The sequence below is a fragment of the Halomonas halodenitrificans DSM 735 genome (assembly GCF_000620045.1).
GTDB lineage: Bacteria > Pseudomonadota > Gammaproteobacteria > Pseudomonadales > Halomonadaceae > Halomonas > Halomonas halodenitrificans.
In genome coordinates, this window is sequence record NZ_JHVH01000023.1 from 25,654 (window position 1) to 44,835 (window position 19,182).

Consider the following 19,182-nt stretch of genomic DNA (forward strand, 5'->3'; position numbering starts at 1 on the left):
GAAGGTTTTGTTCATTTTCCGCGCTCTACGATGGCCCTGGCAGTCTCATAAATCTCGCTGCGCCAGGCTTCAGGTTCAAGAACCTCCACGTTGGCTCCCATGCCCATCAGCCACCACAGGGTCTGCTGGTCGTCGGCGACCTTCGCCTCCAGCCGTTGCCAATCGCTGTCGGGTAGCGGCGTAAGTCGTTGTTCCTCGGACAGTGGTGTCTCGCTGAGCAGCCAGGCCGCCTGTGGCGCGAAATTGGCCACCAGCAACACGGGTGTCTTGCTCTGCAGATAGCCGAAGGCGCCGCTTGCGATGTAGTCGTCCAGGTCGAAGTCCCCGGCGTCATGCCAGGCAGCCTCGCTGAGGCGTGCCTCCTCGATGCGGTGCAGGGCGAATTGGCGTACATCGGTGTAGTCGTTCACCGTTGCCAGCAGGTAGGTGACGCTGTGGCGGCTGACCAGCCCCTGCGGGTGCAGGGTGAACTGCTTTTCTTCCTCGGCACTGCGCGACAGGTAGGTGACATCGATGGCGCGCTGGCTCAGCAGGGCCTCGGACACCGTCTGCCACGTCGCCGCACTGAGCGGTGCCGGAATCAGTGCCTTGCCGTTGGGTATGGCACGCACCCGCCGGGCCCATTGGCTCAGGCCGTTCTGCTCCAGGTCATCCAGCAGCTGGCGGGCGTCGCGAAACTGCGGGGCCAGCTGGTCGACCACCACCGGCGGCAGCAGGCCTTTCAGGTACTCCTCGGCCAGCACCAGGGTGAGGGCGCTGGGGATGTCCAGGGCCGGCAGGCTGCAATGGAAGTCGCGATCGAAATACCAGCGGTAGGGCTTCTGGCTGTCGTCACACACCAGCGGGAAGTGCAGCGAGAGGCGGTCGCGCAGGTCGCGCTGCAGCGAGCGGGTATCGATCTGGAACCCTCGCTCCTGGAGCTTCTCCAGCAGCACCGGCGTGCTGATGCGACCCGGACTGCGCGGGATCAGCTGCAGCATGGCCAGGTAGCGGAACAGGGTATCGCGAATCTCGGACATGGACGTTCCTTGTCGGGGTGCTGGACTCACTCTGCCAGCCTAAGGGAAGTGAAGTGACAAATCACACGCGCGTGAGGAGCCACGCGGCCACATCGTCCGACAGCCAGCGTGTGCCCAGGTAGTGCTTCACTGCTGCCCGGAGATGCCGCTGCCATTCGACCCTGAGCTTCTCGAGGTCGTGGAGTGCCGGGGCGGCGTCGATCTGGCCGTATAGCTGATCCGCGGGATGCTCGGCCTCTGGCCAGGGATGGTCAGCCAGCCAGGCGTAGACCTCTTAACGCCCCAAGGTAATCGCGGCCGGGAACAGCACTGCTTCTGCAGGCAGGGGCGCCCCCAGCTGCAACAACTGGGCATTGATGGCGTGATCACAGGCCAGATGCCAGCGGTGGGGCGACTCATGGTGAGAGGGCCGGTAGTCACCGGCGGCTGCATGCCACACCAAGTGCTCCTGAATCTGGCGACGCTGCGGGCCCTCGAGGCCCGCGCTCCAGGCAGGCTGGAACAGCAAGCGTCGACCATCGGTGGTGGCCGTGGTGAGCCACGGCTCGTCCACGGCCACGATCTCCAGAGGCTCCGCCAGTGCCGCAGTAAGGGGGCGCTGCTCACCCCATGCCTGGCGATCCTGCCGCCAGACCGCCACCTGTTCGGCGGCCATGGCCGCCGTCACTCCGTGACTCGTAGTCAGTCTGTTGTCCTGTCGCATGTCTCTCCCTCCTGGCTCGACTTGGCTCATGCTCGCCCGGTAAAGCGACATGCTGTGTCGCATGCCTAGGTCACCCTAGATGTATCACGCTGAACAGGAGGTCGAGGCGATGCAGACACCCCCTATAAATCCGGCACGTCGGGATGCCCTCGCGGAGCGCATCTCTCGCTGGCTCTTCACCCAGGATCCGATGCACACCTGCTGTGTCGAGAACGATGCCGTCGATGAGTACGACGCCGTGGCGCGCTACCTGGTCGATCGGCTGACACAAGGTGACGCCCCCGCCGTGGCGCTCCATACCACGCTGGCCGTGTGGTTCGGTGACGAGATGGTGGACGAGGCACGGCTAAGGCCCCTGGTGCGCTCGCTGGGTGAGCTGCTGGATGCCGAGCCTCGCGAGGGAGGAGATGCCCATGAGTGATTTGCCGCAGCAGATCAAGCAACGCGCCAAGTTCCGAGCGGAGGATGACCTGCTTCGCCAGATGGGCTACGCCAAGCCAGGTCGTCGCCACCGTGAGCGCCTCGCCATGGTGCTGGCGGATCCGGCGCTGGGGCTGGGGACGCCCATGTATGACTTCGTTCATGGCCGCCGCGACTTCCTGCGTGCCCTGTGCCGCGCCTTGCGCATTCCCGAGCACAGCTGCCGGGCATTCATCGCCGAGCGTGATGCGCTCGATAAGGCCGAACGCCAGGCCTACCCGCCGTGGCTGTTCGTCGATACCGGCTTTCGCCGTAGTGACCGACCCGGTATGCCGCTGTTCGCCCTGGCCCTGCTGGAGCGTCGCCGTCGCCTGAAGCTGCCGCCGGACACCTGTCGACTGCCCTGGGACCAGCAGCTGGCCCGTGCCCAGGCGCGGGTGCGCGAGCACATGGCCGAGAGTGGCGGTGAGTTGAAGGTCTGGGGACGCATCCAGCGCTACCTCTTCTGTTACGCTGAGGATCACCAGCTGGAGATCGCACCGAGTGGCGAGGTGCGGGGGGAGACCTCGGGAAGGGGGCTGTCTCAAGCCAGTATTACCCTCAAGGGCAAGCCAATCTCCCTGCTGAGTGATGACAAGGATAATGCGACATGAAGTGTCGTATCAGGCCGTCAGACTGAAGGCACCAGGCCTTCGCGGTCCCCCGAAACGACAAGGAGCCAGTCCATGCCTGACATGCCGACCCTGCAGGAACGTTTCACCGGCTGTCTGCTCGGGGGCGCCGTTGGCGATGCCCTGGGCGCGCCGGTCGAGTTCATGAGCCGCCAGCGCATCCACCAGCAATTTGGCCCGCAGGGCATCGCTGACTATGCACCGGCCTTCGGCGGGCTCGGGGTGATCACCGACGACACCCAGATGACGCTGTTCACCGCCGAAGGGCTGTTACGTGCCGACGTGCGCGGCAGCATGCGCGGCATGTGTCATCCGCCCTCGGTCATCGCCCACGCCTACCTGCGCTGGCTGGTGACCCAAGGGAGCGAGCCGACCCCGGAAATCCGCGAAGGGCTGCTGAAGCACAGCCTGGAAGAGGCGCCAGGGTGGCTGATCCAGCATCGCGAACTGCACCATCGACGTGCCCCGGGGAATACCTGCCTCTCGGCGCTGCAGTCCATGAAACGCCTCGGTGACAAGGCCATCAACAACAGCAAGGGCTGCGGCGGGGTGATGCGGGTCGCCCCGGTGGGGCTCTACCTCTGGCCCAGCCACGATTTCGGGCCCGCCTTCGAGCTGGCGTGCGAATCGGCCGCGATCACCCATGCCCATCCTTCTGGAATCCTGCCGGCCGGCGTCCTGGCGGCACTGATCCTGCAGCTGCTGCATGGCAACACCTTGCGCGGAGCCCTCGAGCTGGCCATGGAGGAGCTGAAGACGCACGCTGACCATGAAGAGACATCGCAGTTTCTGATCACCGCCATCGAGTTGGCCGACTCGACGCTATCCCCCGAGCAGGCCATTTCCTTTCTCGGCGAGGGCTGGGTGGCCGAGGAGGCGCTGGCCATTGCCGTCTACTGCGCGCTCGTCGCCGAGGATTTCCGGCATGGCGTGATGTTGGCCGTCAACCATGATGGCGACTCCGACTCCACCGGTGCCATCGCCGGCAATCTTCTCGGCGTGATGCATGGGGTCAACGCCATCCCCAGCGCTTGGCTGGAGCCCCTGGAGCTTCGCGAGGTGATCACCGAGATGGCCCAGGACCTGTTGGCTGTGAACGAATGGGATGTGGATGAGATGGGCGGCAAGGATAACGACTGGGTATGGGAGAAATACCCGGGGTTCTGAGTGCAAACGCATTGCCAGTAACGGGCACAGGAGGCCTGCATGTATGACCTGATTGGCGATATCCATGGGTATGCCGAGCCGCTGAAGCTACTGCTCGACACCTTGGGCTACCGGGAAGCCGAGGGAGTCTGGTCACATCCCGAGCAGCGCCGGGTGATCTTCCTCGGTGACTTCGTCGACCGCGGCCCACACCAGGTCGAGTCGGTGCAGATCGCCCGCGCCATGGTCGAGGCCGGCACGGCACTGGCCGTGATGGGGAATCATGAGTTCAATGCCGTGGCCTGGGCCACACCGGACCCTGAGCACCCCGGCGAGCACCTGCGCACGCACAGCGACAAGAACCGCGGCCAGCACCAGGACTACCTGGAGCAGGTCGGTGAGGGCAGCGAGCTGCATTGCGAGCATATCGCCTGGTTCAAGACGCTGCCGCTATATCTCGACCTGGAGGGCCTGCGCGTGGTGCATGCCTGCTGGCACCTCCCGTCCATCGACACCCTCGAGGACTTTGTCGATTCACAGCAGCGCATCCTGCCGGATGCCTGGCCCGATCTGGCCCGTAAGGACGGAGCAGGCTTCGAGGCCCTGGAAACCCTGCTCAAGGGGCTGGAAGTGCCTCTCCCCACCGGATACGAGTTCTCCGACAAGGACGGCAACCCGCGCCACCACATCCGCACCCGCTGGTGGGAGCTGGAGCGCCTGACCTATCGCGACCTGGCCATGGTGCCGGCGGAAGCCATCGATGACATCCCGCATAAGCCGATTCCCGAGGATGTGCTGCCTGGCTATGCCGGAGACAAGCCGCTGTTTGTCGGCCACTACTGGCTGAACGGCACACCCCGCCCACTCAATCGCTACATCGCCTGCCTGGATTACAGCATCGCCGGCGGCCATCACCGCAGCGACGACCCGAACAAGCTGTGCGCCTACCGCTGGAATGGCGAGAGTGAGCTGACGGCCGACAACATGGTCTGGGTGGAGAACGAGTGATGGAGAAAGCTGCGGAGATTTCCCCGTGTGGGCGCTATCGCTACACCTTGGCTCGCATCTGGGATCCTGACCTGCCCTGCGTGGCCTTCATAGGCCTCAATCCCTCGACAGCAGATGCGACGCAAGACGACCCCACGCTGAACCGCTGCATCCAGTACGCCGAGGCCTGGGGCTATGGTGGGGTATGGATGGTCAACCTGTTTGCCTTTCGTGCGACCAGCCCAGGCGATATGAAGTCGGCTGATGACCCGGTCGGGCCTGACAATGACGTGGCACTCCAGTCAGTGTGTGAGGCAGCTGACCTGGTGATAGCGGCCTGGGGCAATCATGGGAGCTTCCACAACCGATCCCACCAGGTACGGGCCATGCTGAAGAGCTTGCATTGCCTCAAGGTGAACAAGACTGGTGAACCGGCTCACCCGCTTTACCAGCGTAAGTCAGCGTTACCTGCACCATTGCCTGTGCCATGACCCAACGGGTGACTGGCGGCGGCAGGTTATGACCCCATCAGGAGGCAATCGCATGGAACCCAAGCGTGTACAGGATATTCCGCCGTGGGTACCGCCGGATCAGAGGCAGAGTCGCTTTGGTGGGTCGGTGAGCCCTCGGGCGAGTGAATCCAGACGCCCTCTCTTTCGACTGGTTTCCCGACCCAGCGACAATACCGTCGAGCTGTTCTTCGTCAACGACACCGATGAGACCCTCGCGCATGTCGCTGCTTTCACTGGGGGCTTCATCACGGCGGATGACGATGCCTTGCCGATCGAGGGGGCCAACCTCGGCTATCACGATGTTCGTCCTGGCGAAGGGGTCAAGGTCGAGGCGTTCGATGGCTACTACGACCTCGACTATGTCTTGCAGCTCAGCTTCGAGGTCGCTTGTGGCCAGGGAACTTGGCGCATCCTCACTCCCGCTCAGAAGGGGAGAATCGCCGCTCAGGAATTGCTGTGGGATGACGGGAGCCCGGGTAGGCATGTCAACGCCAGCCTGCGTCCCGGATAACTCCTAGAATCGGTACGTGGCATTACGCAAGACACCAGGAGGTCTGCCGCCATCACTGCAGGGGTGCGCCTTACGGGCCATACTCTCGTGACACCCACGATCTCAAGGAGGAGGCCGTCATGTGGATGACCCACTCGCATCTAAAGGCTCGCCAGCGGGCCGAGCGCCATCAGCACGCCGAGGGTATCGGCCTGCGTATCCATCGGGCACTGAGCTGGCTGCTGCGCTCGGAGTTGTGCGATGACGACGATGGCCGCTTCATCTTCCTGTGGATCGCCTTCAACGCCGCCTACGCCAACGACCTGGGCGAGATGCGTGTGCCTGAGAGCCGCCTGTTGGGAGAGTTCCTGCAGCGCCTGAGCCAGCTGGATAATCACGACTATCTCTACCAGCTGGTGTGGAGCCGCTACCCCGGGGCGATCCGCGTGCTGCTCGACAACCGCTACGTCTTCCAGCCCTACTGGGATCACCAGAACGGACTGCCCGGCAGTGAGGATTGGGAAGCACGCTTCGCCTCAGCACGACAAGCTGCCCATGCGGCGCTGGCCAACCACGACACCGGCACCGTGCTGAGCATCGTCTTCCAGCGGCTTTACACCCTGCGCAACCAGCTGATCCACGGCGGCGCCACCTGGGGCAGCTCGGTCAACCGCGAGCAGTTGCGTGACGCCAACAACATCATGGGCGAGGTGGTGCCGGCCATCATCGCCATCCTGCTGGACAACGCCCACCGCCACTGGGGCGATGCGTGCTATCCGGTGCGGTAACGATTACAGGAGGTCACATGCAAGCCAGTGCCTGGCGAGGTGGATCCAGCGCAAGACCCGTCTACGGCATCCGTGTGGGCCGCCCCAATCGTGACGCATACTTCGACCGTGCCTGGTCGTCGATCGAGGTGGAGATGGATGGCCGATGGCAAACCTTCCAGCTGACCCCGGGCTTCTGGAATCAGTGCACCGAGTTTCGCGACAGAGGCTCACCGCGCATTCGGGAATGGCTCGAGCGGCATTTCACCACCGATTGGCCCAAGGGCAGCCCGCCCAGGTTTCGTCTGGAGGTGCTGGGTGGTGGACGGTTCCGCCTGAGCCCGCATGAGTGAGGGTAGGACCGTGCCAACGATCATCGACGACAACTTCATGGTCTGCACCGACTGCCTGATGATCATCGCCAACGACGATGCCAGCGGGCTGGCCTATTCGCTCGGTGAGGAGGAGGCCGAGGCCCGGGAACGGGAGATTCGTGAGGCCATCGCCGAGATTCAGCGTGAAGAGGGGCAGATCGCGGTAGGCGATAGCGACAGGGACGAGGAGTTCACCTCGCGCCCCTGCGCCTGCTGCGGCATGCGCCTGGCGGGACCACGGCATCACTGCGTGATACTGGGGAGTGGCCGGGAGCGCTGAACTCCCGGCCCGGCCGGCAGGTTACTTGCCTGCCATGGTCTTGGCGGCATCGTACTCGGCATCGAGGCCGGACTGGGTGTCCAGCGACGGATCGATCTGCTTCAGGCCGACGTGCATCATCGACAGCAGCTGAAGGCCGGAGAAGTCGCCGTCCAGGCTCTTCAGCGTGTAGCGCGTGTCAGGATCGTTGATGGAGAGGCCGCTCTTGCCCAGCTTGGCGATCTCGAACACGACTTTGGCCAGCTCCTGTTGCTCCATGTTCTCGAAGGTCTCGAAGGCGCCGGTCATGTACATCACTGCGTCCATGCGCAGCCCACCGTCGGCCTTCTCCTTCATGGTGCCTTGGGCCAGGCGGCTCAGGGCTTTCTTGGCCTCGGTAGCGATGGGAGAATTTGGCTCCAGTTCGATGATGCGCTGGTAGTTGCCGATGGCCTGCTCGTGATTCTGCGGGCCCAGCTCTTCCAGGTTCAGCGCCAGGCCATACAGGGTGCCGACATCCTTGGGATTGGCTGCCAAGGCGCGCTCGAAGTAGGGCTTGGCGTCCTCATGCTTGCCACGCTTGGCCAGCAGGCCGGCCAAATTACGGTTGATCCACAGATCGTTAGGCAGCTTGTCGGCGGCGCTGCGAAGGGTAGCTTCGGCCTTCTCCAGCTCACCCAGCTTCACGTATGAGAAGCCCAGGGCCGCGTGGGCATGGGGATAGTCCGCCTCGGCCTCGGTGCAGGCCTTGAGCGGGGCGACCGACTCTTCGGTGCGGCCCATCTCGGAGAGGCAGACACCGTAGTTGTAGAGGATCTCGGGGTCATCGGTCATTTCGGCCATGATCTCGAGGGCCGGCAACGCATCCTCGAGGAAACGGTGCTCGAGCAGGCCCAGGATGTACTGCTTGGGTTCGACGCCCTCTTTTGGCACGGCGACCCCGAGGGCATGTCTGTCTCGGATGACGATCGCCGCGGTGTAACCCTTGGCCGCGTACTGGCTCGTGAGGGTGATCAGCACCGCATCCTCGAAACCCGGGTCATCTCGCGGCGGCACTCCATCGAGCTTGATGTCGTCGAGGCTGCGTTTGAAGATTTCGGGGGGCTTGCGGCATTGGGTCACCTGCGGACGTCGGTTGAGTGTTGCAGCCAATGGTACCAAGGAATATCGCCAGCGTTGGAGTGGATGAATAGTTGCCTCCGGAGCCTCTCAGCTGGATAGGCCTCGCCATTCCGCCAGCTGCTGATTCGCCTTGAGCCGTTGTCGCTGCAGCAGCACACTGTCGAAGAGCTGGGTCAGATTGGCATTCTCTGGCAGCAGCGGTAACGAAGCCTGCGCTTCGTCCCGGAACTGCTGGGCGAGGTTGGGCTCAGCGTCGAGCACTTCCCACCAGGCCTGGATATCCTGCCTGGCGCTCTCCATCAAGACAGCGGCGGGCAGACGATCGGACTTGGCGGCGTTAGCCCGCTCGGTAGCTGGTAGTAAATTCCAGAGATCGTTGTTCTGCCAACGTGACCACGGAAAGCAGTGGTCCACAGCATAGGGGTGACGGTGCAAATCCTGGTGCGACCACACGCAGTGTAGTGGTGCTGGTTGGAACAGTTGCCAGGCAATTAACCGGCGGACCTGATGAGTTTCACGCCGGCTCTCGGGCCAGGATAGTGCCCGGTGGAGCAGACCTATGTCGGTCTGTGGGTTGTAGCCCTGCATCAGCTGCACCCACTCATGCGTGATTGCAGGCTCCAACCAGCAGGCGTAGCGGCTCATACAGTCCCATAGACTCCTGGGTACCCGATACTCGCCGAACGCCGCCAGCGTCCGGGAATCCAGCCGGGCAGGACGATCGCTGATCCTCATCCCCCGACGCTCTCCAGCAAAGACTGATTCTGCACTCCCGGGCCAGGTGGTGTAATGCGTCGGCATACGCACGATGGTATTGCAGGCATCTCGAATGGCCCGCAGCACGGTGGCGGCCATCTCGGGTTCTGCCAGGGGGCTGCCGATGCGCATGTCCCCGGGTGCCAGCTTTGCCAGGCGATGAAAATCCTCCTTGGCAAACCCATAGCCACGCGAACCGGGTGACTGACGCAGTTGATGATCCAGCAGCAACGGTCGGTAGAGGTGTAGCCAGTACAGGCCTACCGCACCCAGGGGGAGCGTCACCCACTCATCGTCCCGTCGTGAGACGATGCCAGGTGCGGTATCGGCCAGTCGCACCAGGGTGCGCAGCAGAGCCAGCTTGTAGGTGGATGACTTGTCGTCGTTGACGATGATATGGCGCAGCACCGGCAATGCTCCGGTGCCGTCATCTGGCAGGCGATAGACACGCAGCTGCCAGTCCACGCTGCGTCGGCCCAGCTGGTCATCACTGCGTGACGCGGCAAGCGGAAGGAGGGCGAGGTCTTGAGCCCAGCGATCCAGCGAGGCCAGGCTGACCTCGAAGAACTGACGCTCATCGCCGCTCTCCCCCTGACGGGCCGTGATCACCAGTATGCCGCCCGGAGCCAGCAGAGTGGTCAGCACGCGAAGGGCACGTTGCTGCTCCTCGGGGCGCAGGTGCATCCACACTGCCGAGACCAAGATCAGCGAGTAGCGCTGGGAGAGGGTGCGCACCTTGGCCAGGCTGGGAAGTCGATCATCTAGCCAGGTGACGTTGTGTCCTGCTGTGTGGGCGCGGCCGAGCTGACGAAGGTTGTCGGCAGGCTCCACCGCTACGACTTGCCACCCACGCTCAGCCAGAGCCCGGGCGTCACGTCCGCTGCCGGCACCGACGTCTAGCGCCAGGCCGGACTGCTCCGGCATCAACGACAGCCAGTCGCGGTGCACCTGCTCGAAGTCGACCGACTGATACTGATCGAAGAAACGCCTGGCGTGTTCATGGTAGGGCCGTTCGCTGGACATCCTGTCGCTTCTCTTGAACCTGATAGCGCTACGTTACCGCCCGGTCTGCAGGAATGCGATACGAAGGGAGGCGCAGCCCGATAGTGTCGCCGCCGGCATGATTGCAAGCCTGCAGTGATCATGTGCGGTGCGATATCGGCTGTCAGCGCAGCTGAGGCAGCTCGTCCCAGCGTGTGGTCCAACGCGGCGTGCGGTTGGCGCAGCGTAGCTGCCAAGCGGCCTTGGGCGAGGCGCGCCCAAACGTGACGGTACCTCGCCCCATCCTGTGGTTGAGTGCATCCAGCGTCGCCATCAGGCGGTCGCTTCGCTCGCGCTGGGCCTGGCTTTCCGGAGTGTCCAGCAGCGAGAGCTGGGCCCGGTTGGCGTCCACCAGATCGACCAGCATCACGCCGGCCTTCATGAAGCGGTAGCGGGGCCGGTAGATGGCCGCGAACGCCTGGCTGGCTGCCAGTAGGATGTCGCGGCTGTCGTCGGTGGGGCAGGGCAGCTCCACCACGGCGCTGGGCGAGTACTGGGGCAGGTCAGGGCGGTGGCGGTTGGTCTTCAGGAAAACGTAGACGGCCCGGGCCAGGCTGTCCTGCCCGCGGAGCTTCTCGGCGCTGCGTTGAGCAAACTGCCGTATGGCCTGGTGAACTTCCTCGCGGCTGTCGGTCATCTTCCCGAAGGAGCGTGACGTCATGATGCGCTGACGGGCCTCGCCAGGATCGTTCATCTCGATGCAGGGAATGCCCTTCAGTTCCAGGCAGGTGCGCTCCAGGGTGACCGAGAAGCGCTGGCGAATCTGCTTGGGGTCGGCCTGGGCGAGATCCCAGGCGCTGTGTACGTCCATCAACGCCAGGCGCTCCACCAGTCGGCGGCCAACGCCCCACACATCGCCCAGCTCCACCTGACGCAGCAGCGGCTCGTATGTCTCGCTGTCGGTTCTCAACACGCAGACGCCGCCGTACACCGGCAGTTTCTTGGCCGCTCGGTTGGCCAGCTTGGCCCTATACTACAGAGCAGACTCTTTCTGACTGATGATGCTACAACACAGTCATCGGACACGTGCAGGTAGCATCAGTGCGCCTTCCCTGATGAGGTAACCTCTCTCATGCCGGTTTATCGGGTCCTACGTGCCGAAGGGGACTTTCCCTTTCATGTTGTGGATCGAGAAGGGTTGCCGCACCCAGAGCTGACCCTCTATGCCTGCATGTCCGTGCGTCACCATGCATCGCTGACGGCAAGAGCCTACACGAGGGAAGTGGTTTCCTTTGCTTCATGGGCGACAGATCATCCCGTCGTGATTCGACAGGGTTGGCAGTTGCTGGGGCCACCGGCTCAGGTGCGGGCACTGTTGGCTTTCTTTCTCGCTTCGGAAATGAAGTGCATCGTGGCGTTGGGTCGAGATCGCGGTGGATTCGAAACCCGTCGGATCGAACCGACTTGGCAGACTGGCCGGCGCCTAGAACGGCTCCTGGCGGCGCTGAGATCGTTCTACACGGTACTGCATGAGCACGGTCACTATCACCATGGCAATCCGATGGATGCCGACGGCGCCCGCCGTTACATCGAAGAGGAGCGCCGCCGGCAACTCCGAGCGTTTGTCGATGCCCATGGTCGAATGCCCATGCCTGCTGACAGCGGCGTAGACGGCGTTCGAGAGATACGCCTTTCCGCCAGTTATTTCCGGCTGAAGGGGAATCAATGGTTACCCGAGATACTGGATGAACCAGCCCTGATGAATAAGGTCATGTCAGCTGGTGAGCAGTGGGGGTGGACACTACGTGAAACCGCCTTGGTACGTATCCTCTTTGATAGCGGCTGCCGTGTGCACGAGGCTTGCCAACTCAGCGTGGCGGACTGGGTACAGAGTGGTTTTATGCGAGAGATGTTGGCGATCAGCAAGGGAAGTCATGGACGCCGAGTGAAAAGGCTGTTCATTACCGACCGCACGGCCAAGGTCTTGCGACGATATGTGGACGAGCAGCGTGCTCGGCTAGATCCCCGAGGATATGGGCTGTCGGAACTCGCTGAACTCCCTGTGGAAGCCCTTCACCGCATTCCACTGTTTCTGACTCGACGCGGCACATCAATGAACCCGGACCACTTCCGCCGCGACTATTGGGCACCGGCGCTAAACGCCGCGGGCCTACAAGTGCGTTGCCATCAGGTCCGCCACTGGTTCGTGACACAGGCGCTCAATGACATCCACCAGCGTGCCCGATCCGCCGAGGAACTGCAGAGCCTGCGTGGTGCCCTACGTGAGCTCATGGCCTGGACAAGCGACATGCTGCCAATCTATGACCAAGCTATCCGCCGGCATAACCTGCCGGAGTTGGCTCACCGCATTCATGCTCGCATCGAACGTGAGCACCGGCATGATCGCGCTCGCCGTTCCCAACCGGCTCCTCGTCCCGAGTCACTTACCGAGAGCCAGCAAATGTTAGATGAGATGCTGAAACCATGACGCCGCCGGCACGGCAACACCGCGTCGATCCGGAGCATCGACGGCTTACGATACGTGCCGATCTTGATCGCCGACGCGAGCTGGGTGTGGCATTCGTGAACCAGGAAATTATGGCGGTAACCGGCTACGATCGCAAGACGATCAGTGGCGTTACCCAGCATTATGTCCGTGAACTGGCAGCGGAGTTGTTGGACACGGCAGTCGAGAATAAAGAAGCTTATGCACGCTGGGTACGTGACTACCGCACCTTTCGCCCCTTTATTACGCGCACAACAAGTGGTCCGGTTCTGTTCCGACGCTTTGCGCGGCTGGTCATCGAACAGCTGCATCGCGAGAACGCGGTGATGACGGTGAACGCAGTTGAAGTCCTTACGGGAGGACGAAGACAGGTCCTCAATGAGGAGTTGGTTCTCTGGGAGCAGGAGACCGGTCATCAGGTAGCGCGCACGGTTGCCTGGAAATCTCTCGACACCTCCGGTACCACCGTCCTCGTGGGCGAAAATCATGCGCTGAATCGGCGCAATGAATCGATCAAGGCCGAACTGGACCGTCGTCGCCGGCTCGGCACTCCCTTCAAGCTGGCCGACATCAGTAGATGCTTAGGATTTAGCGTCGCCACCGTGTCGGGGTATTCGCGCCACTATGTGGCAACATTGGCCGATGAGCTCTTGAGCGCCCCAGTCGACAGTCGTGAGGCCTATGAGGGCTGGCGTCGGGACTTCAACACCTTTCGCTATTCCCTTCCCAATACGCGGCGTTCACGTGAAGTGCTTACGCGGCTCACACGTCTGACCATTGAGCACCTACATAGCGAGGGACATACGGTCGCCTACAGCGAGGTCCTGCGGATCTCCGAGCACAACGATCGTCACATTAAACAAGAAATCCGGCGTTGGGAAGAAGAAACGGGGCATCAGGCCAGGCCGCTGCGAGCATGGAAGGAGATCACGCTGGAGAGGGTGCTCGACAGGGTATCGCCGGCGCTCCATCACCTACCGTTGACCTTTCTGGAATCACCGACCATGGGACGGCCCTTCAATGAATCCCAACGACGGATGATTCACTCCATTTCGCAGCCGAAACTTCGGGATGTGGCATTCTTCGTCATGACCTTCGCCGATGGAAACCGGCCTAACGACATCACTTTCTTTTCCAACATGTCGCGCTATCTGAAACAGTTGAAGCTACCGGATATCGACGCACTTGACCCTGAGGTGTTTTACCAAAGATACCATGATGGTGAGGTGTTGCCGGAAGAAGGCTCCCCCAAACGCGGTCGGTTCCTGCAGACCTATTTTCGCCTGCTGCGCAAACAAGAGGATTACTTGCTTAGACTGACACCCGAGCAGCGCCGGGCCGTGGCGCCCTGGCAGCTCAGTGGATTGAAGGATGACCACTTCTGGCACCGCTCCACTATCCATCGAGACGTGAGAACCGACCAGAGGATGCGTCGCAAGGCAGCGACCGCCGTTGTACATGATCAATTCTATCTGCTTCGTGATGTGGCCGAGCGCCGAAGCATTCAGGTCGAGCGACTGCATACAGCCTTTCAGGACGCCATTGCCCATCATGAACGGGAAGGGGAAGCCCTGCCGATGTCATTCTCGATCACCGATGAAACGGTATCAACATCAGGCCGCACTCGACCGACACAGCAGCATTTCAGGCTCTGGGATTCCGCAACATTGCGTTCTGTGCATGAGCCCGTGGCAGAAGACTTCTATTATCATCAGGATCAGCGTCAGCGTATACGTGCGAAGGTAGGTAACCAGGCACGTTACTTCCTAAGCTATGAGGGTGGCCATGCTCGTGATGATGCCACTTTGATAGAGCCTTACTGGTTCATCGAGCTTTTGCAGGCCAATGTGCTTAAGTCTCAAGTTATCGATTCTGACTTTCTGAGGCATAACGGCTTCTCAAAGGCGGCTTTCCAACTCCCGCCACGATCAACTTGGGGGGTGTCTATATCCCATTGGCTGGAGCGAATCTCACGGGATCTTGACATAACCTTTATTCCACTGGAGGCACTCAGGCTAGCCGCTCTCGTCGGGCATGCGGCCATTCAGATCATGACCAAGACCGGGGCTCGCATGAACGAGTTCCTGCAGATAAGATTGAGTCAAGAGTACTTATCACGAGTGCTTCTCGCCAAAGATCGTGAAGCGATTGCCTTCCGCGCGATCCCCAAGGGACGCCAGGCAGAAGAGCCCTACTATATTGACGAGCGCTGCATGAGGGCACTACACGCCTGGTGGAAGTTCCAGCGTGAGCGAGGACAGTACCTGGAGACCATCCCGCCTACCAGAAGCTTGCGTCACAAACTTCGACCGGCGCCCTACTTATGGCAGCATGCCGGAAGGCATTTCAGTCATAAGGATGTCAATGCGACGATGTCCATCATGTTGCACGGCATCTCGTTGCAAACTGCTACCGGTGAAGCCGTGCGGGTCACTTCCCACCTGCTGCGCCACGGCTTTGCCACGGAAATGCGGGCGTTGAACACGCCCGTGGATGTGATCGCACTCCTCATGAAGCAGCGAGATGTGCGAGTGACCGAGTACTATTCCCAGCCGACGCCGGCCCGGCTAATGGAGTTGCAACAAAAGATCTTTGAAAGTCGTGTGGATCTGTCTCGTACCCATGTGCGATCCCCAGGACAGATCCGACGACAGGTCGAAGCCGCACAGGAGCAGGTGGGCGCACTGATACCGGTTATCGGTGGACGGTGCACCGTGGCCAGTCAGTGTCCCATCAAGTTCGCCTGCATCGGCTGTGCCGGGAATGCGCCCGACTGGCACAAGCGTGACCAAGTCATTGTCTACCGGCAGGCCTGTGCGCAGATGGCGGAGATGGCAGAAGCACAGAACCTGCCCGCCGAAGGGCGCAAGGCAAAGGAAGCCATGGCGAGCTGCGACGATGTATTGGCCGAGATGGAACTGCTGGAACAAGCTGATCAGGCGGCTGCCGATCCCGTCATACTGACCATCGGGAGGGAGGAGAGGTGACACCACAATCCCGTAAGGCGCGTCCAGAGGCGGCAATGGCCGGTTTGAAGCGCAGTCATCAGCAGCGACGCAATCGAAGCGTCACGATCGTGCGTCGAGCGATCAGTCGGTTGCAGGAGATCGGAAGTCCCGTGACGCTGGGACGAATTGCGAGAATATCGCGCGAACTCTCCGACACGGGAATGGGTATCTCCGAGTCCACTATTCTTCGAAATCCTGAATGCCATCAATTATACGAAGAAGCCGCCCAACCCGTTCGCCGGCGGCGTACCGTAGGGCGTCTACTGAATAGCGAGGTGGAAATGCCCACCGACACGGAACGGCGACGCATGCATTACTTGATGCGCTTGACGAAAGCTGAGCTGGGCGCTCGCATTATCGCTGTTGAGCGGGAGCTGGCTTGCTCAGAAAAATCGAATGGAGTCCTTCGCGACCGGATCATCCAGGAAAAACTGGGTCTAAAGTCATCTTTTAAAGAAGATCTAGATATAACAGTTTAGAGCCTTCTAACTATCCAGGAAGTGTTGGGAAATGATGAAACTTCATGCTTTTTCTCAACGCGATGTTACGCACTATTTTATCAGCCTAGTCGGCACCCAGCGCAGAAAGGCCACCATCCCGAGCAGTTCCACCAGCGACTGCAAAACGATCACAACGACCGCTGCGCTCCAGGCCTCAGGCAAGGAGAGTGCCAGTGGCAGCATGACGAAGGAGTTGCGTGTGCCGAGACTGAAGGTGAGCGTGCGGCCCGTGGCAGCAGGAAGCCGGAACACCTGGCTCAACAGCTTGCCGAGGGCCGCCGCGACCATCAGGTAGAGCACGAAAACCGCTACAACCCGCCACAGTAGCATGCCGCTGTCGACCACCAGGCTAACCTGGGAACCGGCAATCAGGAACACCACCAGTGCCAGCAGGGGGATGGGGAGCCAGCCCATCCCATCGACGGCTTCCTCGATGACGATGTGTCGCTCGGCAACCCGTTCGGTCAGCCAGGCCAGTATTAGGGGGGTGACAATCAGGCCTGAGAAGGCCGCCAGCAGGTGGCTGTCGGCTGTCAGTTCGATGGCCAGATCGCCAATCAACCACCAGACATACAGCGGCAGCATCACCAGTTGAACCAGCAGCAGCAACGGGGCGGCTGCAATCGCCCGCGCACTATCTCCTCTACCCAGATGGGCAAAACTGATAAACCAATCCGTGCAGGGGACCAACAGTACCAGGAGCACGCCGAGTCGAATGGCAGGCTGTTCTGGCAACAGCAGCGACAAGGCAGCAACGGCCAGCGGAACCAGCAGAAAATTGCCCACCATTAGCGCCATCATGAATCGCCGGTCGCGAAATGCCCGGGTCAGATGAAGCAGGGGCACCTGGGTGAAGGTGGTATAGAGCAGCACGCCAAGCAGTGGCCAGAGCCATATCTCCCAACGCTGGGTCGTATCCGGCGATCCCCAGCCGATCGCCAGGCCAGCCAGGATCGCGGTGAGATAGATCCAGACCTGATGCTGCTCCAGTGTGGCGCGCATGATGTGAACGGTAGCCTCGTCGCGGACTGAGCTGCTGCAGAAGAGAGCCAGTCACCCTAGGCCTCGCCGGTCAGCCTTTCAAGGTCGGCAACCACGGCCTCCATGGGGTCGCTGTCGCGGATCAGCAGGCGCGCCTCTCCCTGCGCATTGAAGGCGAAGACAGCGCTGGAGTGCGACACATCATAGTTGCCTTCGCTGTCTTCTTCGCCATATCCGTAGGTCACCCGATAGCGGCGTGTCAGCTTATCGAGTGCCGCTTTATCCCCCGTGAGGCCGACGAACTGGGGGCCGAAGGCGTCGGTGTAGCTATCCAGAGTCTCGGCGTCATCGCGGCGAGGATCCACCGAGACGAAGAGCACCTGGATTTCATCGCGCGCGGTCTCATCCATGCGTTGGGTGGCCGCGTCGAGACGCGATAGGGTGGTCGGACAGACATCGGGGCAATGGGTGAAGCCGAAGAACAGCAGCGTCGTCTTGCCGAGGAACTGATCGGCGCTCACCGTACTCCCGTTCTCGTCGATAAGTTCGAACGCCAGGGAAGGCATCAGCCCCGAGATATCCTTGGTCTGCCAGTCTGGATCGCTGCAGCCCGCAATCCATAGCGTCACGAATAGTGCCATGATGCATCGGCGCATCCTGCTCCCCCTACTGTGCTGTCGGCGCCACGGCGCGGAACGTGACACGCTGTCGCTGATTGCCGGCGAAATGAAGATTCACCTCGACGTCGTCACCAACGGCGAGGGGGCGAGCCCGCTTCATGAGCATGAGATGGTAGCCACCCGGAGCGAATTCGACCTGCTCCCCCGCCGCCAGCTCCAGCTGGGCGACGGGCTCCATGCTGGTGGCGCCATCCTGATTGACACTGCGGTGCATCATGACATTACCGAAAGCGGGGCTATCCGCTCCTGTCAGGGTGACGCCCTTTTCGCTGGTATTGATGAGGGTGAAATAGCCTGCCGCGGGCAGGTCCCCGGGCAGGAGCCTAAGACGCGCCTCGCTGACCTCCAGTTCGGCAGCCGCCAGCGTGCCGGACGTCGCGATCAGCAACAGGAAGGTCGAGCACCAGCGTTTCGCTAGTCGCGTCAGACTAGGGTGTGGCGTGAGAGACATCAGCGGCATCCTCCTTGCGGGCATCACGGAACAGAAAGCTGAGAATGATCAGAACCCCGATGGCACTCATCATCGTGGCCGGCACCCAAGTCAACAGGCCACCGAGGAGCTGGTCAGTCAGAGGGTCCAGCGGCCAGGCGCGCCCGCACACCTCATAGACATCGAAAATGACATTCTTGCTAAAGACGATATAGGCCCCCAGCACGATCTGCGGCGGAATCACCGCCAACAGGATGGCGATGCGCTTGCCGTAGCCGAGGCCGCCCTGCTGCGGCGTGCGGCGATCCAGGATCAACCACCAGAAAAGCAACCCATCCAGCGCCATGCTCCAGTTCATCACTTGATACAGGTCGGTACTCAGCATCGCATCGAAGTGGACCTCGGGAACCAACCAGAAATAGATCAGCCCGACGAACAGTACGGGAGCGATCAGTGGATGCTGAAGCGTCCGGTATACGGGGCGCAGCAGGCGCGCGATCGGCCTCCATCCTGAGAAGTGCCTGATTCGGATCGGCAAGCCGTCTGCCAGTACCGGCAGGGGGGCGGCCAGGGCAATCAGGAAGGGACCGGCGTGATGCAGTACCAGATGCTGTGCCCGGTGGGTAAAGAACATGTACTGGGCGAGGTAGTCGTAATGGGTCTGGGTGACGCCATAGATGGTGGCGACACCCAGCAGGTAGGCAAGGACTCGACCTGCGCCGGTGGCCTCGCCTCGCCGTCGGCGCTGCCGGAGGCCACGCAGGTAGAGCACGATGGCCAGCAGGCAGGCCCCCGACCAGGCCAGCGAGAACTCCCACGGCAGCAAGTAGCCCAGAGCAACGTCGAGGTCGATAGCCCGTCCCTCCCCAG

Annotated in this window: 21 protein-coding genes; 12 read left to right on the plus strand and 9 right to left on the minus strand. The window is 61.7% G+C overall.

Going from position 1 to position 19,182, the window contains the following annotated elements; all coding sequences use genetic code 11:
- Positions 1-11: 11 nt before the first annotated feature.
- Together Q358_RS17290 and Q358_RS17295 are read right to left on the minus strand one after the other, a co-directional pair.
- Complete coding sequence (locus tag Q358_RS17290; RefSeq protein WP_043488181.1) at positions 12-1,019, minus strand: helix-turn-helix transcriptional regulator; 1,008 nt, start codon at positions 1,017-1,019, stop codon at positions 12-14.
- Positions 1,020-1,293: 274 nt separating this feature from the next.
- Positions 1,294-1,674: a DUF2201 family putative metallopeptidase gene (locus Q358_RS17295; protein ID WP_084286541.1), complete on the minus strand. Its 381-nt coding sequence runs from the start codon at positions 1,672-1,674 to the stop codon at positions 1,294-1,296.
- A gap of 127 nt (positions 1,675-1,801) precedes the next feature.
- Here Q358_RS17295 and Q358_RS0111285 point away from each other — a divergent pair, with 127 nt between their 5' ends.
- From Q358_RS0111285 to Q358_RS0111325, 9 genes are all read left to right on the plus strand, one after another.
- Positions 1,802-2,143 carry a hypothetical protein gene (locus Q358_RS0111285; RefSeq protein ID WP_156940902.1) on the plus strand — a complete coding sequence of 114 codons (342 nt, stop codon included), beginning with the start codon at positions 1,802-1,804 and terminating at the stop codon, positions 2,141-2,143.
- Entirely contained in the window at positions 2,136-2,795 is a 660-nt protein-coding gene (locus tag Q358_RS17300; protein ID WP_051530339.1) for a hypothetical protein, read from the plus strand. The genes Q358_RS0111285 and Q358_RS17300 overlap by 8 nt, the downstream gene beginning before the upstream one ends.
- 72 nt (positions 2,796-2,867) lie before the next feature.
- Positions 2,868-3,980, plus strand: a complete 1,113-nt coding sequence (locus Q358_RS0111295) for an ADP-ribosylglycohydrolase family protein (protein ID WP_027962113.1) — start codon at positions 2,868-2,870, stop codon at positions 3,978-3,980.
- Between the two features lie 39 nt (positions 3,981-4,019).
- A complete protein-coding gene (locus Q358_RS0111300) occupies positions 4,020-4,967 on the plus strand; it encodes a metallophosphoesterase (protein WP_027962114.1) in 948 nt (315 codons plus the stop codon).
- Positions 4,967-5,437 carry a DUF1643 domain-containing protein gene (locus Q358_RS0111305; RefSeq protein ID WP_027962115.1) on the plus strand — a complete coding sequence of 157 codons (471 nt, stop codon included), beginning with the start codon at positions 4,967-4,969 and terminating at the stop codon, positions 5,435-5,437. The genes Q358_RS0111300 and Q358_RS0111305 overlap by 1 nt, the downstream gene beginning before the upstream one ends.
- 52 nt (positions 5,438-5,489) lie before the next feature.
- Positions 5,490-5,969, plus strand: coding sequence for a hypothetical protein (locus Q358_RS0111310; protein ID WP_051530340.1), 480 nt, complete (start codon positions 5,490-5,492; stop codon positions 5,967-5,969).
- Between the two features lie 119 nt (positions 5,970-6,088).
- Positions 6,089-6,736, plus strand: coding sequence for a HEPN domain-containing protein (locus tag Q358_RS0111315; RefSeq protein ID WP_211248331.1), 648 nt, complete (start codon positions 6,089-6,091; stop codon positions 6,734-6,736).
- Positions 6,737-6,753: 17 nt separating this feature from the next.
- A complete protein-coding gene (locus tag Q358_RS0111320; RefSeq protein ID WP_027962118.1) occupies positions 6,754-7,068 on the plus strand; it encodes a hypothetical protein in 315 nt (104 codons plus the stop codon).
- Positions 7,061-7,369: a hypothetical protein gene (locus Q358_RS0111325; protein WP_027962119.1), complete on the plus strand. Its 309-nt coding sequence runs from the start codon at positions 7,061-7,063 to the stop codon at positions 7,367-7,369. The genes Q358_RS0111320 and Q358_RS0111325 overlap by 8 nt, the downstream gene beginning before the upstream one ends.
- Before the next feature lie 21 nt (positions 7,370-7,390).
- On the opposite strand, the gene Q358_RS0111330 is transcribed toward Q358_RS0111325, so the two are convergent.
- The 3 genes from Q358_RS0111330 to Q358_RS17305 form a co-directional block, all read right to left on the minus strand.
- Positions 7,391-8,470, minus strand: a complete 1,080-nt coding sequence (locus Q358_RS0111330) for a tetratricopeptide repeat protein (RefSeq protein WP_027962120.1) — start codon at positions 8,468-8,470, stop codon at positions 7,391-7,393.
- An 87-nt stretch (positions 8,471-8,557) separates the two neighbouring features.
- Complete coding sequence (locus tag Q358_RS0111335; RefSeq protein ID WP_027962121.1) at positions 8,558-10,249, minus strand: class I SAM-dependent methyltransferase; 1,692 nt, start codon at positions 10,247-10,249, stop codon at positions 8,558-8,560.
- Between the two features lie 142 nt (positions 10,250-10,391).
- Entirely contained in the window at positions 10,392-11,180 is a 789-nt protein-coding gene (locus tag Q358_RS17305) for a DinB/UmuC family translesion DNA polymerase (protein ID WP_245598315.1), read from the minus strand.
- Positions 11,181-11,339: 159 nt separating this feature from the next.
- On the opposite strand from Q358_RS17305, the gene Q358_RS0111345 reads away from it, so the two are divergent.
- From Q358_RS0111345 to Q358_RS18610, 3 genes are read left to right on the plus strand one after another with little or no spacing between them, the layout of a single operon-like run.
- A complete protein-coding gene (locus tag Q358_RS0111345; RefSeq protein WP_027962122.1) occupies positions 11,340-12,695 on the plus strand; it encodes a site-specific integrase in 1,356 nt (451 codons plus the stop codon).
- Entirely contained in the window at positions 12,692-15,700 is a 3,009-nt protein-coding gene (locus tag Q358_RS17310) for a site-specific integrase (protein WP_084286538.1), read from the plus strand. The genes Q358_RS0111345 and Q358_RS17310 overlap by 4 nt, the downstream gene beginning before the upstream one ends.
- The gene (locus tag Q358_RS18610; RefSeq protein WP_143004439.1) at positions 15,697-16,200 is read left to right on the plus strand and encodes a hypothetical protein; all 504 of its coding nucleotides are present in this window, start codon (positions 15,697-15,699) and stop codon (positions 16,198-16,200) included. Before Q358_RS17310 ends, Q358_RS18610 begins: the two co-directional genes overlap by 4 nt.
- Before the next feature lie 72 nt (positions 16,201-16,272).
- Here Q358_RS18610 and Q358_RS0111355 read toward each other — a convergent pair whose 3' ends face one another.
- Genes Q358_RS0111355 through Q358_RS0111370 form a run of 4 tightly spaced genes read right to left on the minus strand, consistent with a single transcriptional unit; the run spans position 16,273 to position 19,138 of the window.
- On the minus strand, positions 16,273-17,223 hold the full coding sequence (locus Q358_RS0111355; RefSeq protein ID WP_027962123.1) for an arsenic resistance protein: 951 nt from the start codon (positions 17,221-17,223) through the stop codon (positions 16,273-16,275).
- Between the two features lie 56 nt (positions 17,224-17,279).
- Positions 17,280-17,858, minus strand: coding sequence for an SCO family protein (locus Q358_RS0111360; protein WP_027962124.1), 579 nt, complete (start codon positions 17,856-17,858; stop codon positions 17,280-17,282).
- 10 nt (positions 17,859-17,868) lie between these two features.
- Positions 17,869-18,333, minus strand: coding sequence for a copper chaperone PCu(A)C (locus tag Q358_RS0111365; RefSeq protein WP_027962125.1), 465 nt, complete (start codon positions 18,331-18,333; stop codon positions 17,869-17,871).
- Entirely contained in the window at positions 18,311-19,138 is an 828-nt protein-coding gene (locus tag Q358_RS0111370) for a cytochrome c oxidase assembly protein (protein ID WP_241697514.1), read from the minus strand. The genes Q358_RS0111365 and Q358_RS0111370 overlap by 23 nt, the downstream gene beginning before the upstream one ends.
- Between the last annotated feature and the right edge of the window lie 44 nt (positions 19,139-19,182).